We start from the raw sequence: 20,783 nt of genomic DNA, 5'->3' as shown, positions 1-20,783 counted from the left end.
CCGGCGAGCCGAACAGCCGCATTAACCAATCGTTGACCATAAAAAACTAAGAAAAATCATGCGGCTAACGAACCCTTACCACCCTATGGGGAGATCTCCGTCAAACTACGGAAACGGGTTCGCGGCGCGTGTCGGGAAGCGGCGTCTCCTTACCGCGTTGGTGCTGTTGGCACCAATTTTCACGGGAGTTCCGCAATCATTCGCACAACAGGCGAACCAGCCGGGTTTTGATCCGCGCCAGCCCGAGAAATACTTTGAAAACCAAACCGAGCGGGAAACACTGAGCCGGCCTCCGGTCAAGCTACCGACGGTCGGCCAGGCCAACACCGGCGGCGATACCAAGCCTCAGTTCGTGCTGCGCGGCCTCAATGTCAGCGGCGCCCGCGCCGTCTCCCGCGACCGCATCGCCGCGGTCTATCAGCCTTATCTCGGCAAGAAGGTCTCGCAGGCGGATCTCGCCGCGATCGCCGGCGCGATCAGCGACCTCTACCGCGCCGACGGTTTCCATCTGAGCCGGGCCGTCGTGCCGCCGCAGGACATCGCCAACGGCGTGGTCCGGATTCAGGTGATCGAGGGCGCCATTGTCCAGGCCGATCTGAAAGGCGATGGCGCCGAGCAGTTCGGCGTGAGGCCGATGCTCAGACCGGTCCTGGCCGAGCAGCCATCGCGCCTGGCAACGCTCGAGCGCCAGCTTTTCCTCATCAACGGCAGGCCGGGCGTCCGGATCATCGATACCGCGTTGGAGGAGATCGGCGGTGCGACCGGCCGCTTCCGCCTCACCGTCTATTTGAAGACCTGGCACGTGTTCACGTCGTTCGGCCTGGACAATCTCGGCTCGTCCTCAGTCGGCCCCTGGCAGACCTATGCGACCGGCGCGTTCAACTCCTACCTCACGCCCGGCGATACGCTGGCGGTCAACCTGTCGACCATTGCCAACGACCCGCGCGAGCTCGGCTTTGCGCGGCTGTCCTATGACGCACCCGTCGGCGTCGACGGCGTGCGCCTCGGCGCGTCCGTCCTCTACAGTGCGGTCCGGCCAGGCGACGCCCGCCGCCTCGACAGCGACATCACCACGACCGAAGCTTTCGAGGTGCGGGCAAGCACCGTGCCCTTCATGTCGCAATCGTCGGCACTGACGCTTACCTTGGCTGGGACCTTCAGCAACGTGTCCGAGCATGACCTTTACGGTCCCTGGTACAACGACCATGTCCGGACCGCGAGCCTGACCGCCGACTATCGGCTCCAGGATCGCTTCGGCGGTACCAATTTCGCGACGCTGACCTACCGTCAGGGCCTCGACGTCTTCGGCGCATCGCATTTCGACGACGATCTGTTGTCGCGCGACGGTGCGTCATCGAACTTCTCGGTGCTGAATCTCTGGTTCACGCGCTACCAGTCGCTCAACGATGCCTGGTCGCTCAAGCTCTCGGCGGCGAGCCAGACTGCATCGCGGCCGCTGTTCACCTCGCAGCAGTTCTATCTCGGCGGCGCGGCCTTCGGCCGGGGCTACGGCGCAGCCGAGATCAGCGGCGACAACGGTCTTGCCGGCTCGCTTGAGTTGCGCTTCGACCAGAAGCTCAATTTCCGCTACTGGACCGGCTACCAGCTCTACGCCTTCGGCGACGCCGGCGCAGTCTGGAACGACGGCTACCGCCTGAGCGACGGCCTGTCGCTGACATCAGCCGGGGCCGGCGCACGGTTCTTCCTGTGGGACGATCTCCAGCCGATCTCGGCGTGGCCGTCCCCTTGAGCTACCGGGCGCCGGACAACGAGCGCCGCAGCCCACGTTTCCTGTTCACGCTGTCGAGCGCATTCCGGCTCTGCCCCGAACGCGGCAGGAGCGGCTGCCTCTAGCTGCAAAGCCCTCATGCCGCGTACCCGGCATGCGGCCCTTTTGCGGCCTTGCGCACAGACTTGCCTAAATTTAATCCCGTAACCTGCTCACGATCGCTCGATCCGGGCGCTTGCAGTGACCATTTTCAGTCGAAAGCGATTGGGACGGAACCATGAAGAGGGTGTTTGCAATTCTGGCGTTTCTTTGCGTCCTCGGCGTCGGCGAATATTTCGTCGTCAGCCGGTTTGCGATCCGCCATGAGCTTTTGACCCTGTTCGATGCCTCGCGCCAGCGGCCGATCTCGGTCGAGATCGCGGTGCGGCGCGACTACGAGACCAAGGCCAATCTCGGTCTCTGGAAGCTGCCGCTCGCCATCATCAGCAACGGCAATACCGTCAAGGCCACCGAGTATTCCTTCCTCGCCAACGCGCTCGCGGCGCGCGGCTATCTCGTTGCCAGCATCCAGCAGGACCTGCCCAGCGATCCACCGCTAATGACCCATGTCGGCCAGCAATATGTCGGCCGGCGTGACGTCTATATCCGCTGCGAGGCCAACATCCTCTTCGCCCTGGGCGAACTGAAGCGGCGGCAGGAGAACGCCGACTACGACCACATTACCCTCGTCGGCCATTCCAACGGCGGCGACGTGTCCATGTATGTCGCCCATCAGCACCCGGAGCTGGTGTCGAAAGTGATCACGCTCGACAATCTTCGGGTGCCTTTCGTGCTCAGCGACAACTTGAAGATCCTGTCGTTCCGCTCGAAGGATCCGCATTTCCTGACCGACCCGGGCGTGCTGCCGACGCCGGAAGAGGCCAAGGCGCGCGGCATCGACATCGTTCACACCGGTGCGCAGCACACCGAGATGAGCGATCGCGGGCCCGACGCGGTCAAGGAGAAGATCCAGGCGACGCTCGACCGCTTCCTGCGCGACAGCGCCAGCAGCGCGCTCGCGCCGGCCGATACGAAAAGTCCGATGATCATGAACCCCGGCGACTATTAGCCGGGGACGCCTTGCGGCAGATCAAGGCGGCTCCGGGCCGGCCACGATAGACAGGGTCTCACAATCTCGGAGAGGCACGTGTCGCACTACATCGAAAGCCTTGATACGAAACGGCTGGGCCTGCCCGCGACAAGGACGCCTGGATTCGTGCGGCATCTGTATCGTTCGACCCGCAGGCTGCTGCGGTCGATCATCGCCCGCATCGATCTCTCCCAATTTCCGGGCTCGTGCTGCGGATGAGCACAGTGGCTGCAAGCGAACGCACGAGGGTTGCCCGATGCACCTGCATTTGAGAGGAATTTGCCTGGTACTTGCCGTGGCCTCGAGTTCCTCGTCCGCTCTCGCCGCCGATGCCGGTCACGGTGCCGACCTCGCCAAGCGCTGGTGCGCAAGTTGCCATGTCGTGGCCAATGGCCAGGCGGTAGCCAGCGCCGACGTCCCTTCCTTTGCATCCGTTGCGCGCCGGCCGGACTTCAGTTCGGAGAAGCTCGCCTTCTTCCTGCTCGACCCGCATCCGAAGATGCCGAGCTTTCCCTTGAGCAGGACCGAAGCCGGCGACATCGCGGCCTATATCGGATCACTGCGTCCATAGAGCGCCGGCCAATCGCGACACTTGTCGCAAAATGCAAATCCCTGCCGGAGGACCGACAGGGATCAGCAGAAAGGATGATGGACGGCGAATGAGAAACCATTCGGTGGCCCATCATGGACCTGCACCAGCATCGAAATGCGGATCTCAATGCTGCGCAAGATCAATTTGTAGGCACGCAGCGCGCAAACCAGGAATCAGGATTTGCCCTTGCCCGGCTGCATGAGACTGCCGGTCATCTGGCGCATGTGATCTCCGGCGCTGGTGAACTGGCTACGCAGGAAGTCGGACTGGATTCGCATCGCTTCCTGAAGGTCGGTGGCATGAACAAGCTTGCGCGCGTGCTCGAACGCCGACTTCATGTTCTGCTCGGTAAAAGCGAGCGCCTGCTTTGACACCTCCGTCCCTGCTCCCGGAACGGATGACATCGATTTGGTGGCGGCATCGAAAAACATGCCGAATGCCTGTTCCGCCTGGTCGATCGTCTTTTCGGCTAGGTCGCGCAGTTCGGCCGGAACTTCGATTTTCGGTTCGATCATGGTCGCACTCCTCCCTTTTTCTTAGCTGAATACCACACTTGCCGGACCACCTTCCAGCGGCGCCCCCGGGGCAAACGTCCCCGGCGGCCCGGCTCGGGCAGGAAAATCAAGGAAAAGGCGTAAGATGCGCGGTCCAGCTCAGGACAGGGGGTGTTCGGGAAGGACTTCTTCGGTGGCGAGGTCTTCAACGAGCTTGATGACCTCGAAACGCTGGCGAGGCGCGAGCTTCAAAAAAGCACGGAGCAGGCGCAGGCTTTCGACAGTGCCGCTCGCCGGCGCGCCGAGCTTGAGGTGCAGTTCAGCCGCGAAATTGAGGTTCTTCATCTCGCACCTATGACCAGCATCGGCCTTCCTGATCCGACATCGTCCCACTCGGGAGCCGAACACCATAAGCGGGCGCCATGGTGAGGACGAACTTTCGGCCAAGGGGGCCCCGGCGGGTTAGCACGCTCAACTACATATCCGAACGGGCGGGCTCAACCGAACAGGTTGTAGTTATGCCAAGAAACAACCCTTCCGGCAAGCCCGACCAGCGGCCTAGCGATGCTTCGTCTGCATCGCACCACCGCAATTCCGGATAACAGGAATATGGACCGTCGACACCCACCTGCGTCAAGAAGCGGCATCAGTCACGCACACGGCCCTGATCGCTGTCAACCTGCGCAGCATTTCGCCTTGTTTCCGGCGTGAATGGGCATTGACGGAGGCGATCTAACGCTTCTTGAGCGTATACACGTAATTGTTGAGTCCCACCTCGGCGGTTGTATCGTCGACGAAATGAACGTCGATCTCGCAGCCGGTCTCCAAAGTCCGGATCGGGGCGCCGGCGAAGCCGAGCGAGGCGGCAAGCGCCTTGGGATCGGCCTTCTTGTCGGCACGTCGCATCTCGTCGAATGCGCCCTGGAAGATCATGTCGGGGCCATAATCCGTCACCTTGTACTGCGGCTTGGCGCAGGCAAAGGGGCGCGGTCCCGAGATTTCTTTCGCCTTCAGGACGACTGTCTTGCCCATCAGACGTGCCCGCTCGGTGTCGTCGGGCTTGCGTTGCGGATCGGCCCATGGCGCGACCACGGCAGCCGTGAGTGTCCAGCTTCCGATGTAGAAGGGATCTGCCGCCGCAGCGGCGCCTGCGGCACCGACAGACACGAGAAGGCAAACAGTTGCGGCGAATTTCATCTGACGTATCCCCTTGAGCCTTCGGCTTGGACTCGCCTGTTCGCTTCAAGGTTCATCGCTTCCGACATGTTTCTGCCGATGAACCGCTGTTCAAGATCGGACGACCAAGCGTTGCGATACGGCCACGCAGATCACGGGCGCCATGGCTGACGGATTCAACCGATTCGGGCGCGCCTCAGCACCAAAGGACGACGGCATGCTTTCTCGCTGCGATCTCATCAAGGGCGCCGCGGTTGCGCTTCTCACCCTCTCGATACAAGGCGCATGGGCGCAGGAGACCAAGATGAATCTGTTCAAGATCGTGACCATCAAGGACGAAATCGTCGTCGGACTGTCGGCGGAGGAGCTTCAGGCGCTCGGCGGCAATGATGCGAGCGCGATTGCGCACGCGCTGGCGCAGAAGGGTGACCTCACCGTCTGGCAATACAACGTGCATCGCGGCCCGAACGGCGAATTGCAGCAGGCGCCGACCGCCAGGATCGGGCTTTTGGCCAACGCCTCGCTCCGTGTCGAGCCCTACACGACGCCTTACCAGATTGTACCGCATCCGTAAGCAGCAGGCAGACCGGCACGCCGGCGGCCGAGACCGCCGGCGTGCCGCGATCATCTGCGCTGGTCTGCACGCTGTGTCCCGGCCTCCGTCGCAAAGCCGTAGATCAGTGCCAGCCGGTCCAGGCATTCGCGAAACCGCCGCGCAAAATAGTCGTTCCAGCGCTGCGTACGGACGGCGCGACGCTGCCCGATCTGATCCATGGTCAGACCCAGGACCAGCACGTCGTGCACCAGCGCGGCGCCGTCGGTGCCGAGTTCGCGCTCGACCCGGTTCAGCCGCAGCACCGCCTGCCGCTGGCTCTCGGTGACGGGCTCGCGTGAGCGGGCGCCATCGACATATTCGCGGGTTGGGTCCATGGCCTGAGGCCCCCGCTCCGCCCGCTCCCAATCGTTCTGGAAGGCGCGCCCGCCGCGGTATTGAGCCTCGTCGATCTGGTGGTGCGAGTGCAGACGGCCGAGCGGATCGCTGCGGATCGACCGGATCGCCATAATCTTCTCGCCGGGATCGAGCGCCAGCGGATTGTCGACCTCGACCTCTGCCACTTCCGCATTGAATGGCACCTCGCGCGACCTCCGGTCGTAGATCTGTGCCAGTTTGTAGGATCTGTTGCGTCGGACACGTCCCACTCGGATACTCCTTGCAAGATTGACGATTGAACGGCTGAGCGCACTTTCAGGCGGCGGAGACCAGCCTCAGCACGACGGGACCCGCGACACGGGCGGAGGCAGCCCCGGAGCGGCGCGTCAGGCGCGCATGCGGCGCGCAATAGCTGGAGCGCGGCTGGCACGGGTGGCCGCAGAAGGCGATCTCCTCCCCGTCCTTGTCGCCGCCATAGGGGTAGCGGCAGTCGGCCTTCGCAAGTTCGACCAGCTGGACAAGGCGCGGCTGGACGCCGACACAGCGCAACTTGACCTGCGCGGCCGGCTTCAGTGCGGACTTCGGCGGCAGATTCAGTAGCGCCGGCCGGCGCGGCGAGAGCAGACCGGCCTCGCCCGGCAGAGACGGCGCGATCGACGGACTCATCACCCATTGCGGCGCAGCGAGTCCGAGCCGCTTGGCGCGGCCGGCGACTGCGCTGCGCGTGTAAGCCGTTCCAAACCTTGCGTTAATCTGTCTTCCGATCTCCGCATAAGACATTCCCTTGAGAAAATAGTCGCGAAGCGCGTCGGAGTGCTCCGACGGCCAATGACCCGGTTCCATGCTGCTGTCCTGTGATGCACCCCCTCCGATCGCACGACCGGGAGGCGAAACACACATTCCGGTATTCCGAAGCGAGAGTCAAGCCGGAATTCTGATATTCATAATTGCATCAATTCCGAATTTCGGATTACAAGAGGCGAGACGATGGACAATCGAGGGAATCACCATGTTGGACGTTGCGATGATCGAGCGGGGCCTGAAAAAGACAGGTAAAAGCAAGGGCGGCCTGGCGGCAGCCATGGGCGTGCGCCCCGGCGCGGTCTCGGAGATTCTTGGCGGCGAGCGCCTGGTGAAGGCCTCGGAGATCATTCCGATCATGGAATATCTCGAGCTCAATCTCGCGCCGATCATGGGGCGCGTGGGCGCCGGCGCCGTGATTGAGCCGGATTATGAGCAGGTTCCCCCGGAGGGGCTCGGCGACATCGCGCTGCCGTTCCCGATCATGGAAGAGACGATTGCATTCGAGATCGTGGGCGATTCGATGCTGCCCAAATACGAGAGTGGCGACGTGATCGTGGTCTACAAGGACCAGCGTCATCCGCTGTCGAGCTTCTACGGCGAAGAGGCCGTGGTCCGGCTCAAGACCGGCGAACGCTATTTGAAGACCATCGAGCGGGGCAAATCCCCTTCCGTCGTCAATCTCAACAGCTTCAACGCCAAGCCGATCGTCGGCGTCAAGCTCGACTGGGTCGGGGAGATCTGCCTCTCCATGCCCAAGGGTCAGCTCGAACGGCTGCGCGCCAAGTCGGCGCGCCCCCGCAAGAAGGGCAAGTAGGCTACCGATTTCTGATTTTTGGAAATCGAACTTGACTTAATTCTGCTTTTCGGAAATACTCTGCCGTGCTCCCGACCGTCGGGGCACGGCAGGATCGTTCCATGCAGTATTTCGTCGTGATGATCGACTACGGGCGGCGCGGCCGCGAGGCGGTCGTCGACCCTGAAATCACGAGACGCGAGGTCATCTCCCGTGTGGCCTCGGGTGAATACCGGAACATCTCGTTCATCCACGAGATCGCGGAGAACTCGGTCGAGGACGTCACCGAGGCCATCCTGGCCGAGGCCACCCTTCCCCACGTTCCGCCTGGAGATGTCGACCTCCACGCAAGCCGCCTCGATCACGCCCGCGACCTGCGCAAGCACGAACGGACGTGACGCGGGCCCGGGCGGTCCGCGTCAGCGTCGGGCAGAACATCACACCAGGAGCACGGTCGATCCCGTCGTCTTGCGCGCGGCGAGATCGGCATGCGCCTTGGCCGCGTCCTTCAGCGGATAGGTCTGGTGGACCTCGATCTTGACCGCGCCGGACTTGACGACGTCGAACAGCTCGCCCGCCATCGCCACCAGGCTCTCGCGCTTGGCGGCATAGGTGAACAGCGTCGGACGGGTGACGTAGAGCGAGCCCTTCTGGGCGAGCAGGCCGAGATTGAGCGGCTCGACCGCACCGGAGGACTGGCCGAACAGCGCAGCGACGCCGAGCGGTGCGAGGCAGTCCAGCGATTTCAGGAACGTATCCTTGCCGACGGAGTCGTAGACCACCGGCACCTTCTTGCCGCCCGTGATCTCGTCGACGCGCTTCACGAAATCCTCGCGCGTGTAGATGATGACATGGTCGCAGCCATGCGCCTTGGCCAGCTTTGCCTTCTCGTCGTTGCTGACGGTGCCGATCACGGTCGCGCCGAGATGCTTGGCCCACTGGCTCAGGATCAGGCCAACACCACCGGCCGCGGCATGGAGCAGGATCGTGTCGCCGGCTTTCACCCGATAGGTCTGCCGGATCAGATATTGCGTCGTCAGCCCCTTCAGCATCATCGCCGCCGCCGTCTTGTCGTCGACGCCGTCAGGCAACTTCAGCAGACGATCGGCGGGGATCAGCCGCGCCTCGGAATAGGCGCCAAGCGGCGAGGCGCCATAGGCGACGCGATCGCCCGGCTTCAGATCGGTGACACCCGGGCCGATCTCCTCGACGAGGCCCGCCGCCTCGCTGCCGAGCCCGCTCGGCAACTGCGCCGGATAAAGACCCGAACGGTTGTAGATGTCGACGAAGTTGAGACCCACGGCGGTGTGGCGGATACGCGCTTCGCCCGGTCCGGGCTTGCCGACACTGACCTCCTCCCAGACCAGGACTTCCGGCCCGCCGGTCTTGTGAAAGCGAATGGCATGCGTCATGGGGTTGCTCCCTTATCGTTGCAGTGAGGGTCCGAGAACCGGATCGGCCTGTGAAATAGGCATTTGATCTGCCCGTTACAGTACAGAGACGTAACAAGAATGTCACAGCAAACGACAAACGCGCGCCGTTCCGCCTCTGTTCGAAAGAGTTGATGACGGCTCCGGGGCAACCGGCAGTAGCTTTTGCGCGGGGTTTGGTGGTCGCCTGCGAAGGAGAGCCGAGATGCCAGCTTATGTACAGCATCATCAGGATATCGAGATCGCGCCTGTGATTTGCCCCACGTGCATAGGGTTCCTGCCGATGTATGTGCGCGAGGTCGAACCGCATTGGAGCCTTGCCAAGATCGACTTCGTCTATGAATGCGCCGATTGCGGCGCCGAGGTCCGGCAGACGATCCGGAAGCCGGCGCTGCTGCGGCACTGACCGCGCGATCGGCAGACCGCTCAAGTATTTGCGTTAAGCGGAAAAAACGCCGTTCACGCGGGTCTGATGTCTCCCAAACGAGACTTGTTCTTTGCCCGGAACGCAGGCAGAACAAGCCTCAAGCAAGACCTTTGGGAGCGCCAATTCGTGGCTGAACAGAAGCCCTCGACCGCGATCGAGGCAGTGGAGAGCGGCCTCGCCGCGCAAGGCTATATTGCCAGCCGGCAGATCGCGACCGCCGTCTATTTGTCGCAGCAGATCGAGAAGCCGATCCTGGTCGAGGGCCCTGCAGGCGTCGGCAAGACCGAGCTTGCCAAGGCGATCGCCGCCTGGCGCGGCATGAAGATGATCCGCCTGCAATGCTACGAGGGCCTTGATGAGGCCAAGGCGCTCTATGAATGGAAATACGCCAAGCAGCTTCTCTATACGCAGATCCTCAAGGACAAGCTCGGCGAGGTCCTCGGCGGCGCGCAGACGTTGCACGCTGCGCTCGATCAGCTCCACGATTTCGGCGACGTGTTCTTCTCCAAGGAGTTCGTCGAGCCGCGGCCGCTGCTCCAGGCGCTCGAGCAGCCCGGCGGCTGCGTGCTGCTGATCGACGAGATCGACAAGTCGGACGCCGAGTTTGAATCGCTGCTGCTGGAAATCCTGTCCGACTTCCAGGTCACGATCCCCGAGCTCGGCACCGTCTCCGCCATTACACCACCGACCGTGATCCTCACCTCCAACAGCGAGCGCGACTTGGGCGATGCCCTGAAGCGGCGCTGCCTGCATCTGCATATCGGCTTCCCCGAGCAGCGGCTGGAGGAGCGCATCGTCGAGAGCCGCGTGCCCGGCATCTCGCAGACGCTGCGCCGGCAGATGGTCGGGTTCATCCACGAGATCCGCTCGCTGGACTTGAAGAAGCTGCCCTCGGTCAGCGAGACCATCGACTGGGCGCGCGTGCTGGTGCTGCTTCAGGCCTCCGAGCTCGACACGGAGATCGTCAAGGACACGCTTAACGTGCTCCTGAAATACGAAGCCGATATCGAGGCGGCCCAGCCCCAGGTCACGACCTTCATTGCCAAGGCAGCACGATCCAACGTCTTCGATTGACGCCGATGCGCGAGAACATCCATCGTTTCTTTCGGGCCGCACGTGGCGCGGGCGTACACGTCTCGCCCGCCGAAAGCATCGACGCGATGCGCGCGGTCGCGCAGGTCGGCTTTTCAGACCGAACCATCCTGCGCGACACCCTGCTTCTGACGCTCGCCAAATCGCAGGACGAGAAACTCGCGCTCGGCGACTGCTTTGATCTGTTCTTCAGCCAGCCGGAGCCGCGGCAGGAGCAGCCCGAAGGCACCGACGAGGATGCCTCGCAGGAGACGGATCAAGCCCCCTCTTCCGGCGCGTCCAGTGATGCGGGCGGCGGTTCGCCGCAGGAGGGACTAGGCCCGCTCGCGCAGATGCTGCTGTCGCAGGATCGCAATGCGATCGCGGCAGCGATCGCCAGCGGGGCCGGCGCCGCGTCCCTGTCCGACATCCGCTATTCCACGCAGCGCGGCATCTTCTCCAGCCGCATCCTCGACGCCATGGGCCTGCAGCGCCTGCGCGACGAACTCGATGAGCTGACCGCAACCAATCCCGCGCTGGCCGAGCGCCTGCGCGCCGCGCTCGACGCCTTGCGCGAAGCGGTCCGCGACACCGTCTCCCAGGGGCTTGCGCTCTATGCCCGCGAAGAGGCCGAAAACCTGCGCAACGAGATCCTGCGCAACGCGCCGCTTGCGCGGATCGAGCGGCGCCAGGTCGCCGAGATGCGCGCCCTCATCCGCCAGATCGCGCGCCGCCTGCGCGAGCGCTATTCCAAGCCGCGCAAGCGCCAGCGCCGCGGGCATCTCGACGTCCGCCGCACGCTGCGCCGCAATGCGGCCTGGGGTGATGTGCCCTTCCTCACGGCGTGGAAGCGCAAGCATCGCGACCGGCCGAAAATCGTCGCGCTCTGCGACGTCTCCGGCTCGGTCGCGCAGGTCTCCGATTTCTTCCTGCTCCTGATCCACTCGCTGCACGAGGTGGTCGACGACGTCCGCTCCTTCGCCTTCTCCTCACATCTGATCGAGGTCAGCGACATTCTGGAATCGAAGTCGCCGGAAGAGGCGATGGCCGAGATCATGTCCAAAGTCGGCTTCGGCTCATCCGACTACGGCTCGTCGCTGGTCGATTTCGAGAAGGATTTCATGAGCGCGCTGACGCCGCAGACCACGGTGATCGTGCTCGGCGATGCCCGCAGCAACAATCTCGATCCGCGCGCCGACATCCTGCGCCGGATCTCCGAGCGCTCGAAGCGGCTGGTCTGGCTCAATCCCGAGGGGCGGCTCGCCTGGGGTTTTGGCGATTCGGAGATGCCCCGCTATGCGACCTTTTGCAGCGTGGTACGCCAATGCGCCACCGCGCACCAGCTCGAGCGCGCAGTGTCCGATATCGTGGCGACTTATCAGTAGACGGGGATCACGTCCGTCGTCTGGCGTCAGGCGGCAGCCAACTCGGCCTGGACGAGGTTGCACTCTCGAAAGTGATAGGCGATTTCGTCGAGCGCGCGCTGCTCCCATTCCTGGGCCTGCGCGAGCCAGAACATCCGGCGCTCAGAATCCAGCGCGGCGCGCTCCCGGCACAGGAATTCCTGACTGCGAATTTCCACCAGCCTGTTCATGCACTCACACTCCAGTTGTGTGAAGCCAATCCCCTGCGAATCAACCTAGCAGAGTCCCGTGCCCCTCGCCTCACGATTTCTGTGCATATTGCGACGCAGAATGGGACAGCAATGCTTGCCGTGCACTGCGATAGCTTTCACCACACGATCAACAGCCAATCATCAATTAGTGATCGCAGGTCGGGACGATAGTCGTGCGCGAACGATCTTAACTCTTGTGGCGCAACGAAGTGCGGCAATTCGTGAAGAGATGTTCCAAACAGCTCACCGAATTCCCGACTCATTGTCGTCGCATGGTCTTCATGCAGCGCCGTTAACAGAGGCGCGCGAACGGTACGATCGCTTGAGGCAATATGAGCAACGATTTCGACTTCGATCTTTCACCCGACCAGTGGGAAGCGCTGAAGGCGCTTCGTAACCCGGTGTCGAACGGTCGCCTCCCGAAGGCTTATGTCGTCGAAAGCCTCGTCAAGTTCGGCCTCGTTGTCATCGATGACGGCGCGCCCGCGATGACACCGGCCGGCCGCAAGGCGCTGGTGCGCGGATCGTGCAAATTGCTGGATCTCGCGGCGTAGGGCGCGCATCAAAAGATCTGGGCAATCACGATCGCGTAAGCGATGAACACGGCGCCGAGCCCCCACACCATCGCCGGAATCTGCGACCGCCGGCCGACTGTCACTTCCAGGGCGATGTAGCTCAGCGTTCCCAGGGCCATTCCGTTGATGAGGTTATTGGTCAGAACGGTGACGAGCAGCGTCAGCACGATCGGAACCGCGTTGCCGAGATCGGTCATGTCGATGCGGGCAAGCCCCTGCATCATCAGCACACCGACGAGCACCAGCGCGGGCGCAGTCGCTTGTGGCGGGATGATGACGAAGATCGGCCAGAAGAACAGCGCAAGGAAGAAGAGCCCCGCAACGGTCAGCGAAGTCAGCCCCGTTCGGCCGCCGGCCTGCACGCCGGTGATGGACTCGATGTACGCCGTGACGACGGAGGTGCCGAGCAGCGGGCCGACGATGGATGCCGTCGCATCGGTGGCAAACGCAGCGGTGGCGTTCGGAATCGAGCCATCGGGCTTGCGCAGGCTGGCGGCACCCGTCACGCCGATCAGCGTGCCAAGCGTCGAGAAGAATTCGGCACACAGGAAATAGAACAGCAGCGGCAGCGCGACGACGAAATGGCTGAAGAGATAGCCGAAATCGAGCGCCATGAAGGTACTGCTCGGCCAGCGGGGCCATGACATGATCGCCGAAGGCACCGACGTCACCATCTTGCCGTTGCCGCCGGGAACGAAGAAGCCGATCAGGGTGAGTACCGCGATCGACAGGATCAGCGCCGCCGGAACCCGGCGCGCCACCAGCACCGGCGTGAGCAGGAGGCCAAACAGCGTCAACAGCACCGGCGGGCTGCGCAGCGATCCCATCGCGATGTAGGTCGACGGGTTCTGGACCACGAAGCCGGCGCCGCGCAACGCAATGAAGACGATGAGCGTGCCGACGGCCGCCTGGATGCCGATCTTCAGCGCTTCCGGCACATCCTTCGCGACTTTCTCGCGCAGCTTCGACAGGCTGAGGATCAGGAACAGAACGCCGGTGAAGGCGACCATGGCGAGCGCACCTTGCCAAGGCATGCCCATCTGCTTGACGATGACATAGGTGAAGATGACGTTCGATCCCATAGCGGGCGCAACCGCGAGCGGCAGATTGGCCCACAGCCCCATCATCATCGAGCCGAAAATCGCGGCGAGTGCCGTGGCGCTGACCAGATCGCCACGATCCATTCCGGCGTTGGACATGATGGCCGGGTTCACGGCGATGATATAGGCCATCGCAGCGAACGTGGTCGCGCCGGCCATCACCTCGCGGCCGACACTCGTGCCACGCTCGGTGAGGCCAAAGATGCGATCGAGCAGTCCGGCGGCTGCGCGCGGCGCCGGCTCTGCGGAGGCGGCTTGCGGCTTCGTCATCTCGTTCATCCAGTTCTCCCCCTACCAGATCACCGGGTGCGCTTCGCCGGTCTGCACGTTGATGAAGCCGAGCGGCGCCTGCTCACACGGCGCCACCAGCACCCAGCTCCAGGGCGCGCAGGTCAGCGTCGCGAACATCAGCCGCTCGGGGAATCCCGGATACCAGCGTGGCCGGTAGGTCGGCTCATACATCCAGTCGACCTTGCGCCCCTCCGCGTAGAGCGCCTGCATCTCGGCATCGAGCGCTTGCGCCGAGCGGCAGCTCATCAGCCCGCCGACCTCGAAGCGCACGGTTGCAACGAGCTCTCCCTCACGCACCAGCGCCCACCCGCCCTGAAGTTCGATAAGCGCGTTCACCGCCTTCGCCATGGCCGCGTCTGAGGAGCCGACCACCCAGATATTGTGCTTGTCGTGCGCCACCGAACAGGCAACCGCCGTCTCCGGCGTGCGCGGTCCACAACCGCGCCAGAACATCTTTGCGATGCGCCCGTCGCCCGAAAAGCGGTCGACGATCGCAAATTTGGTGATGGCCTCGCTCTCGTCGCGCTGCACGGCACCGTCACGCACCGGCAGTTCGAGGGTGTAGAATTCGGGATGCCAATGGAAGGGACGGATCACGGCCGCCTTCATCGTGGCACGGCCGGGCTCGGCTCGCAGTTCGAAATCCTGAGGCTTGATCGAGCGCTTGATGTTGACCGTCTTCGTTGCCCAGTCCGGCCAGACGATCTCGGGCACTTGGCCGATGTAGCGCTCGCCTTCGGAGATTTGGACGCCGTCGGCCCACACTTCGGCGATCGTGAGTTTGCCAACATCCGAAAGCAGCACCACGTCGCCGAAACGGCCTGGAGCCAGGCTGCCGACGAACGGCGTAAGCCGCATGTGGCGCGCCGGATTGATGGTGAGACACTGGATGGCGATTTCCGGCGCGAGGCCGGCCTCGATCGCGAGCCGCGCATTGTGGTCGCTGGCGCCGAGCTCGAGCGTGTGGCTGGCACTGCGGTCATCCGTCGTGAACGCGATCTGCGACCAGTCCTGCAAACCCTTCGCGAGCAGCCATCTGACGATCTCGTCCATGGCATAGACGCGCAGCTCGACGAACAGGCCGCGGGTGAGCTTGTCCCAGGTTTCTTCCGGAGTCTGCACTTCGTGGTCGGACGCGAGCCCGGCCGCCGCAAAGGCGTTGATAGAGGGCAGATCCCGCAAGCCGGAGGCATGGCCTTCGACGACGCCGCGCGCCGCGAATGTCGCCTCGATCATGCCCCAGAGCCGCTTGTAGGACGGATTGTCGGGATTCCAGACCGCTGGCCAGTCCATGACCTCGTCGAGCCCGGTCACCATCAGGCTCTCGGCCATGAAGCGCGCCTGCTCGTCGCGGCCATACCAGCCGCCACCCCATTCATAGGCCGTGGGTGGCACCGCCGAACCAGGCTGCGGAAAGATCTTGAGCGGCGAGCCGCGGCGACGCGCTTCGAACCAGAACTCGAGATTGCGCGCACCGTTGACGTTGGAGAACTCGTGGCTTGCCTCGCAGGTCCAGGTATTGCCATGCGGCAGCACCAGCGCGGCCTCCCATTCCGGCGTCAGATGCGAGCTTTCGATATGCTTGTGCACCTCGCCGAAGCCGGGCACGGCGGCAACATCGGGCCGATGCACCCGCTCGCGGACCTCGCCCGGATAGCTGCCGGCGGGCCCGACCCAGGCGATGCGGCGGCCCTTGATGACGATCTCCTGATCTTCGCTCCAGGTACGGCTGTGCACGTCGAGCAGCCTGCCGACCCGCAAGGAGCGATCGGCCGGCCGGTGGCCGAGCGCCGTCAGCACCAGGTCCTGGCGGATGCGAACCTCGTCGGGCGCAGTGATCAGAAGATCGTCGGGTATCGCATTCATGACCTGCCTCACTCTACGCCGGTACGTTCGCGGCTCGTGGTCCGCGTCCGCGAAGATTTGCCGGCCTTGCCGCCTCGCGCCGCAGCGGCATCGCGCTGCCGGACATCCTTCAGGAGGGTCGTGAGCGCCCACTCGATGGCATCGGCGATCTCGCTGCTGGTCATGCCGAAATCCTCGCGCATCGCATTCCAGGCCAGCACGTTGTTGAGATAGGACGCGAGCGCCTCCGCCTGGCGAACCTCCTTCGCGGGGAGATGTCGCACCAGCGGCGCCATCGCCTTGCGATGCTGGTCGATCAGGTGCCGCCGGAAGCCGGCGCGCACCCGGCGGCCGGCCCGCGTCATCGCAATGGCGCGCGCCAGATGCGGATGGCGGTCGAACCGCTTGCACAGTTTGCGGAAAATCTCCGGCAGCTCGTCAGGCGAGGTGAAGGGAATGTAGCTGAAGACGTTGTCCTCGATCCACTCGCCGGCCGCAGCAAACAGTTCCGCGCGGGTCTTGAAGTGCCGATAGATGGTTCGTTCGGCCACCTTCGCGCGCTTGGCCACCGCGGCCATGGAGATGTCGTCGGCCGCCTCGTCCTCCAGCGTTTCGACGAAAGCCGCAACGATGCGCTGCCGCGTCATCTCGGCATATTCGTCACGAAGACTGGCGATATGTCGCTTTGCTGTACTCATGTCAGAAGTCTGACATCAGGCGATTTGGAGGGTCAAGCCGAGACTTGAGGCACGCCGCGCCGCAACAATGGGCGTCGGCACGCTCGGCCGCCCGCCTGAAAAATGGACTTTTGCGCGTCGCCAAAATCGGATTTGCTCTTCCACGAAACGATCGCACGCAGCGGCGCGGCGCTCTGGTTCCAGCAAGGGAGCTGATCATGAACGGGCTTGGCGGGTTGAACAAATCGCCTGAGGGCGTGGTCATCGGGCTCGTGCAGCTGCAACTGCCGAACGTCGTCACGCGGGCCGATCTGGCAAGGCAGACCGAGCGTATCGTCTGGATGGTCGGCAAGGCGCGCCGCAACCTTTCCACCATGGATCTGGTGGTGTTCCCCGAATATTCGCTGCACGGCCTCTCGATGGACACCAATCCCGAGATCATGTGCCGGCTCGACGGACCCGAAGTCACGGCCTTCAAGAAGGCCTGCGTCGACAACAGGATCTGGGGCTGCTTCTCCATCATGGAGTTCAACCCGCACGGCAATCCCTACAATTCCGGCCTGATCATCGACGACCACGGCGAGATCAAGCTGTACTACCGCAAGCTCCATCCCTGGATTCCGGTCGAGCCGTGGGAGCCCGGCGACATCGGCATTCCCGTGATCGAGGGTCCGAAAGGCGCCAGGATCGCGCTGATCATCTGCCATGACGGCATGTTCCCGGAGATGGCGCGGGAATGCGCCTACAAGGGCGCCGAGATCATGATCCGCACTGCGGGCTACACCGCGCCGATCCGCGAGGCCTGGCGCTTCACCAACCAGGCCAATTCGTTCCAGAATCTGATGGTGACGGCCAATGTCTGCATGTGCGGCAGCGATGGCTCGTTCGATTCCATGGGCGAAGGCATGATCGTCAATTTCGACGGCGCGGTGCTGGCGCACGGCACCACCGGTCGCGCCGACGAGATCATCACCGCCGAGGTGCGGCCCGATCTCGTGCGCGAGGCGCGGATCAATTGGGGCGTCGAGAACAACATCTACCAGCTCTGGCACCGCGGCTATGTCGCGGTGAAAGGCGGCGCGATGGACTGCCCCTATACCTTCATGCAGGACATGGTCGCTGGCACCTTCCGCCTGCCGTGGGAAGACCAGGTCAAGGTCACCGACGGCAGTTCCTGTGGCTTCCCGGCACCGACACGGATGTACGGCAAGACGGCGAAGGCGGCGGAATAGAGCCGTTTTCGACTCCGACCGCGACATTCTGGCACGGTAGTTGCTCCTTTTGACGCCCGAGACGCGCCAAATTGGGGGAGTTCACCATGTCGACCATTGCCGCGGCCCCGGCCGCCGAGCGCAAGCCGCTTTACGCCTCACTGTTCGTCCAGGTCCTGGCCGCGCTGGCGCTTGGTGTCATCCTGGGAATGGCCGTTCCGGACTTCGCGATCGGGCTCAAGATCCTCAGCGACGCCTTCCTGAAGCTGATCTCGATGATCGTGGCGCCGATCGTGTTCTGTGTCGTCGTCCACGGCATTGCCGGCGCCGGCGACCTCAAGAAGGTCGGCCGGGTCGGCGTCAAGGCGCTGGTCTATTTCGAGGTCATGACGACGGTCGCCCTCGTGGTCGGCTTGCTGCTCGCCTACCTGTTCGGCCCCGGCCACGGCATGAACATCGATCCGTCGACGTTAGATGCGAAGGCGCTCAACACCTACGCCGACAACGCCCACAAGCTGTCCGGCGGCGGCATCGGCGCCTTTCTGATGAACGTGATCCCGACCACCTCCTTCGATGCGCTGTCGCGCAACGACGTGCTCCAGGTGCTTTTCTTCGCGGTGCTGTTCGGCGTCGGTCTTGCGCTCGTCGGCGGCGAGAAGGGCGCGCTCGTCACCTCCATCATCGACGCAGCCTCCACCGTGCTGTTCCGCGTCATGGGGCTTATCGTCCGTATCGCTCCACTCGGCGTGCTCGGCGCCGTCGCCTACACCGTCGGCAAATACGGCGTCGGCTCGCTGAAGCAGCTCGTCTCACTGGTGATGCTGTTCTACGTCTCGGTCGGCATCTTCGTGCTCGGCGTGCTCGGGGGCGTGATGGCGCTTGCCGGAATCAACATCCTCAAATTCCTCGCCTACCTGCGCGAGGAGCTCACCATCGTGCTCGCAACGGCGTCCTCCGACGCGGTGCTGCCCCAGATCATGAAGAAGCTGGAGCGCATGGGCGTGAAGGATTCCGTGGTCGGCCTCGTGATCCCGACCGGCTATTCGTTCAACCTCGATGCCTTCTCGATCTACCTCACACTTGCCGTCGTGTTCATCGCGCAAGCGACCAACACGCCGCTGTCGTTCGGCGATCTCCTCCTGGTGCTCGGCGTTTCGCTGATCACCTCAAAGGGCGCACACGGCGTGCCGGGCTCCGCCATCGTGATCCTGGCCGCGACGCTCAACGCGGTGCCGAGCATTCCGGCGATCGGCCTCGTGCTGGTGCTCTCGGTCGACTGGTTCATCGGCATGGCCCGCGCGCTCGGCAACCTCGTCGGCAACTGCGTGGCGACGGTGGTGGTGGCGGCCTGGGAAGGCGACCTCGACCGCGCCAAGGCGGCTAAGGTGCTCGAAGGCGGCGAGACGGTGGACGTAACGGCGGGCTAGCGCTCGCGGATCAATCGTTCCACTGGAGGAGCGGCGTCCCGTACGCCCTCCTCCAGACGGACAGGAAGCGCGGAAACCAGGAGTGAGCTACGGCGCCCTTGTAAGCCCAGGTGCGATATTTCAGACCATGCTCCGAGATCAATTCCTGATAACCGCCATGGACCTCGGTCGCGGTCCGGATGTCCTTCAATATCCCCTGGGCGCAGGCCCGATAGGTATCGCCTCCCGAGAATTCGTCGTAGTCCAGCATGCGATCGGCAAATTCGACGTTGAAGGTCGGCCAGGACGAACGCCCCTGATAGGCGGGAGCTGCGATCTTGTGGATCATCTTGTTCCGGGGATTATCGGCGGATACCAGGAAATGGAAGGTGCTGGGGATGCGAAACCGCGGCTCGGCGAGGATCAGATCCGTCGTGGCCGCGAACAGCGCGCGCTCGCTTGCCTCGCTCATATCCCAAAATCCGCGATGCACGCTGACGAAGTCCAGGGCGACCGATGACACCGGCGAGCCCGCCGGACCATCCAGAGAGTGCCTGATATAGCCGCCCTTGCCGAACAGGCGGAGCAGGTCCCTCTTGTAGTGTCCGAGGTCGTGCCCGGGCAGCCGCTTCAGCTCATTCTCGTCGACGACCCCGAGCTGCACGCCCCACACGAACGTCGTGTAGACGCAGGCGTTGGTGACGAAACGCCTGCGCTCGGCACGCGTGTCCGTCGCCGCGGAGCGCGGCGCGCCGGCGTCGCAGAGCAAATGCCTGACACCGTCGTCGTCGAACGGCTCCAGCTCACGCGCGAGTTGAAGGATCGCGCGCTTCAGGTCGCCACCGTATTCGGCCAGCAACAAGCGGCCGGCATGCGCGCATTGTGACATCGCCAGATAGGACGACGCTCTCTCCTCGGCAGAGATCATCTGCCGCAGGCCGGCCAGAATGCCGAGCAGCGTGTCCGACGGGCGCGAGAAATAGTTCACGCCGAGATACCGTGCGTGTCCCGCCGGGACGATGGTCGTCGTGACGACGTTGGCTCGAACCGCCTCCAGCAACAGACGGACGCTCTTTTCGAGCAGACGCGCCCGCCGCACCGCGTCCTGCGCATCTATGATGGTCTCGGGGTCGAGGACGTCAGGATAGAACCAGGCGAAGTCGCGCGGATAATAGGCGGATGCGTGCGGCGCTCCCGTGACGAGAAAGGACTCGGTCACCGAGAAGGCGCTGTCCATCGAGTGCCGGTAAAGATCCTCGATGGCCGACAACGAAGGATGCGACTTTCTCAGGAATCGATCACCGAGAAAATTGACGGCCTGAAGAGCGTTGGCGACAAAGGTCGCAGCCATCCCCTGGTAAAACCGATTTCCGCGATGTGACGGCAAGGAAATATCGCTGTTCATGTGCGCCTGGTGTCTCGGGATCCCGGCGATGGCCGGCCACCGTTCCAAGCGTGACTGATTCGTGTCTCGTCCCGATGACGTG

Annotated in this window: 23 protein-coding genes and 2 pseudogenes; 13 read left to right on the top strand and 12 right to left on the bottom strand. The window is 63.5% G+C overall.

What is annotated here, in order from left to right:
* Window positions 1-58 precede the first annotated feature (58 nt).
* Window positions 59-1,854 (top strand): annotated as a pseudogene (locus ACFLEY_RS13125) (ShlB/FhaC/HecB family hemolysin secretion/activation protein).
* Between the two features lie 152 nt (window positions 1,855-2,006).
* Window positions 2,007-2,519: pseudogene (locus ACFLEY_RS13120) on the top strand (alpha/beta hydrolase); the annotation flags it as partial.
* Window positions 2,520-2,674: 155 nt separating this feature from the next.
* On the opposite strand, the gene ACFLEY_RS13115 reads toward ACFLEY_RS13120, so the two are convergent.
* Window positions 2,675-2,818 carry a hypothetical protein gene (locus tag ACFLEY_RS13115; RefSeq protein ID WP_171901299.1) on the bottom strand — a complete coding sequence of 48 codons (144 nt, stop codon included), beginning with the start codon at window positions 2,816-2,818 and terminating at the stop codon, window positions 2,675-2,677.
* 97 nt (window positions 2,819-2,915) lie between these two features.
* On the opposite strand from ACFLEY_RS13115, the gene ACFLEY_RS13110 reads away from it, so the two are divergent.
* Together ACFLEY_RS13110 and ACFLEY_RS13105 are read left to right on the top strand one after the other, a co-directional pair.
* Complete coding sequence (locus ACFLEY_RS13110) at window positions 2,916-3,077, top strand: hypothetical protein (protein WP_156149853.1); 162 nt, start codon at window positions 2,916-2,918, stop codon at window positions 3,075-3,077.
* 37 nt (window positions 3,078-3,114) lie between these two features.
* A complete protein-coding gene (locus ACFLEY_RS13105) occupies window positions 3,115-3,429 on the top strand; it encodes a cytochrome c (protein ID WP_011088869.1) in 315 nt (104 codons plus the stop codon).
* A 194-nt stretch (window positions 3,430-3,623) separates the two neighbouring features.
* On the opposite strand, the gene ACFLEY_RS13100 is transcribed toward ACFLEY_RS13105, so the two are convergent.
* The 3 genes from ACFLEY_RS13100 to ACFLEY_RS13090 form a co-directional block, all read right to left on the bottom strand.
* Window positions 3,624-3,965: a phasin gene (locus ACFLEY_RS13100; RefSeq protein WP_011088870.1), complete on the bottom strand. Its 342-nt coding sequence runs from the start codon at window positions 3,963-3,965 to the stop codon at window positions 3,624-3,626.
* Between the two features lie 138 nt (window positions 3,966-4,103).
* On the bottom strand, window positions 4,104-4,289 hold the full coding sequence (locus ACFLEY_RS13095) for a hypothetical protein (RefSeq protein WP_028174427.1): 186 nt from the start codon (window positions 4,287-4,289) through the stop codon (window positions 4,104-4,106).
* A 387-nt stretch (window positions 4,290-4,676) separates the two neighbouring features.
* Window positions 4,677-5,141: a hypothetical protein gene (locus ACFLEY_RS13090; protein WP_011088872.1), complete on the bottom strand. Its 465-nt coding sequence runs from the start codon at window positions 5,139-5,141 to the stop codon at window positions 4,677-4,679.
* A gap of 196 nt (window positions 5,142-5,337) precedes the next feature.
* Between ACFLEY_RS13090 and ACFLEY_RS13085 the strand changes: the two genes are divergently transcribed.
* Window positions 5,338-5,694 carry a hypothetical protein gene (locus tag ACFLEY_RS13085; RefSeq protein ID WP_028174425.1) on the top strand — a complete coding sequence of 119 codons (357 nt, stop codon included), beginning with the start codon at window positions 5,338-5,340 and terminating at the stop codon, window positions 5,692-5,694.
* A 50-nt stretch (window positions 5,695-5,744) separates the two neighbouring features.
* Here the strand turns inward: ACFLEY_RS13085 and ACFLEY_RS13080 are convergent, their stop codons facing one another.
* Both ACFLEY_RS13080 and ACFLEY_RS13075 read right to left on the bottom strand, forming a co-directional pair.
* The gene (locus ACFLEY_RS13080; RefSeq protein WP_028174424.1) at window positions 5,745-6,320 is read right to left on the bottom strand and encodes a hypothetical protein; all 576 of its coding nucleotides are present in this window, start codon (window positions 6,318-6,320) and stop codon (window positions 5,745-5,747) included.
* A 46-nt stretch (window positions 6,321-6,366) separates the two neighbouring features.
* The gene (locus ACFLEY_RS13075) at window positions 6,367-6,894 is read right to left on the bottom strand and encodes a GcrA family cell cycle regulator (protein ID WP_060908359.1); all 528 of its coding nucleotides are present in this window, start codon (window positions 6,892-6,894) and stop codon (window positions 6,367-6,369) included.
* Window positions 6,895-7,060: 166 nt separating this feature from the next.
* Between ACFLEY_RS13075 and ACFLEY_RS13070 the strand changes: the two genes are divergently transcribed.
* Both ACFLEY_RS13070 and ACFLEY_RS13065 read left to right on the top strand, forming a co-directional pair.
* Window positions 7,061-7,669 (top strand): S24 family peptidase, encoded by a 609-nt coding sequence (locus ACFLEY_RS13070; RefSeq protein WP_060908360.1) that lies wholly within the window; start codon window positions 7,061-7,063, stop codon window positions 7,667-7,669.
* A 101-nt stretch (window positions 7,670-7,770) separates the two neighbouring features.
* A complete protein-coding gene (locus ACFLEY_RS13065; RefSeq protein ID WP_060912630.1) occupies window positions 7,771-8,046 on the top strand; it encodes a hypothetical protein in 276 nt (91 codons plus the stop codon).
* A gap of 39 nt (window positions 8,047-8,085) precedes the next feature.
* Here the strand turns inward: ACFLEY_RS13065 and ACFLEY_RS13060 are convergent, their stop codons facing one another.
* Window positions 8,086-9,060, bottom strand: a complete 975-nt coding sequence (locus ACFLEY_RS13060; protein WP_060908361.1) for a quinone oxidoreductase — start codon at window positions 9,058-9,060, stop codon at window positions 8,086-8,088.
* A gap of 223 nt (window positions 9,061-9,283) precedes the next feature.
* Here ACFLEY_RS13060 and ACFLEY_RS13055 point away from each other — a divergent pair, with 223 nt between their 5' ends.
* The 3 genes from ACFLEY_RS13055 (at window position 9,284) to ACFLEY_RS13045 (ending at window position 11,961) form a co-directional block, all read left to right on the top strand.
* A complete protein-coding gene (locus ACFLEY_RS13055; protein ID WP_060908362.1) occupies window positions 9,284-9,484 on the top strand; it encodes a hypothetical protein in 201 nt (66 codons plus the stop codon).
* A gap of 147 nt (window positions 9,485-9,631) precedes the next feature.
* Window positions 9,632-10,579 (top strand): MoxR family ATPase, encoded by a 948-nt coding sequence (locus tag ACFLEY_RS13050; protein ID WP_060912631.1) that lies wholly within the window; start codon window positions 9,632-9,634, stop codon window positions 10,577-10,579.
* Between the two features lie 5 nt (window positions 10,580-10,584).
* A complete protein-coding gene (locus tag ACFLEY_RS13045; protein ID WP_396604663.1) occupies window positions 10,585-11,961 on the top strand; it encodes a VWA domain-containing protein in 1,377 nt (458 codons plus the stop codon).
* Window positions 11,962-11,987: 26 nt separating this feature from the next.
* On the opposite strand, the gene ACFLEY_RS13040 is transcribed toward ACFLEY_RS13045, so the two are convergent.
* The gene (locus ACFLEY_RS13040) at window positions 11,988-12,170 is read right to left on the bottom strand and encodes a hypothetical protein (RefSeq protein ID WP_025576443.1); all 183 of its coding nucleotides are present in this window, start codon (window positions 12,168-12,170) and stop codon (window positions 11,988-11,990) included.
* A 353-nt stretch (window positions 12,171-12,523) separates the two neighbouring features.
* Here ACFLEY_RS13040 and ACFLEY_RS13035 point away from each other — a divergent pair, with 353 nt between their 5' ends.
* Window positions 12,524-12,745 carry a hypothetical protein gene (locus ACFLEY_RS13035; RefSeq protein WP_060908363.1) on the top strand — a complete coding sequence of 74 codons (222 nt, stop codon included), beginning with the start codon at window positions 12,524-12,526 and terminating at the stop codon, window positions 12,743-12,745.
* A gap of 8 nt (window positions 12,746-12,753) precedes the next feature.
* Here ACFLEY_RS13035 and ACFLEY_RS13030 read toward each other — a convergent pair whose 3' ends face one another.
* The 3 genes from ACFLEY_RS13030 to ACFLEY_RS13020 are packed head-to-tail and all read right to left on the bottom strand — an operon-like array spanning window position 12,754 to window position 16,700.
* Window positions 12,754-14,145 carry an NCS2 family permease gene (locus ACFLEY_RS13030; RefSeq protein WP_060908364.1) on the bottom strand — a complete coding sequence of 464 codons (1,392 nt, stop codon included), beginning with the start codon at window positions 14,143-14,145 and terminating at the stop codon, window positions 12,754-12,756.
* Window positions 14,146-14,157: 12 nt separating this feature from the next.
* Complete coding sequence (locus ACFLEY_RS13025) at window positions 14,158-16,023, bottom strand: adenine deaminase (RefSeq protein ID WP_038966716.1); 1,866 nt, start codon at window positions 16,021-16,023, stop codon at window positions 14,158-14,160.
* An 8-nt stretch (window positions 16,024-16,031) separates the two neighbouring features.
* Entirely contained in the window at window positions 16,032-16,700 is a 669-nt protein-coding gene (locus tag ACFLEY_RS13020; protein ID WP_028174416.1) for a TetR/AcrR family transcriptional regulator, read from the bottom strand.
* A 197-nt stretch (window positions 16,701-16,897) separates the two neighbouring features.
* Between ACFLEY_RS13020 and ACFLEY_RS13015 the strand changes: the two genes are divergently transcribed.
* Window positions 16,898-17,911 carry a formamidase gene (locus ACFLEY_RS13015; RefSeq protein ID WP_011088885.1) on the top strand — a complete coding sequence of 338 codons (1,014 nt, stop codon included), beginning with the start codon at window positions 16,898-16,900 and terminating at the stop codon, window positions 17,909-17,911.
* Between the two features lie 86 nt (window positions 17,912-17,997).
* Entirely contained in the window at window positions 17,998-19,317 is a 1,320-nt protein-coding gene (locus tag ACFLEY_RS13010) for a dicarboxylate/amino acid:cation symporter (protein WP_060908365.1), read from the top strand.
* A gap of 10 nt (window positions 19,318-19,327) precedes the next feature.
* Here the strand turns inward: ACFLEY_RS13010 and ACFLEY_RS13005 are convergent, their stop codons facing one another.
* Window positions 19,328-20,701, bottom strand: a complete 1,374-nt coding sequence (locus ACFLEY_RS13005) for a hypothetical protein (protein WP_060908366.1) — start codon at window positions 20,699-20,701, stop codon at window positions 19,328-19,330.
* Window positions 20,702-20,783 lie beyond the last annotated feature (82 nt).

The organism is Bradyrhizobium sp. YCK136, assembly GCF_044570075.1.
Taxonomy (GTDB): domain Bacteria; phylum Pseudomonadota; class Alphaproteobacteria; order Rhizobiales; family Xanthobacteraceae; genus Bradyrhizobium; species Bradyrhizobium diazoefficiens.
The sequence above is the reverse complement of the archived record's forward strand: the minus strand, read 5'-3'. Positions and strand labels throughout refer to the sequence as shown.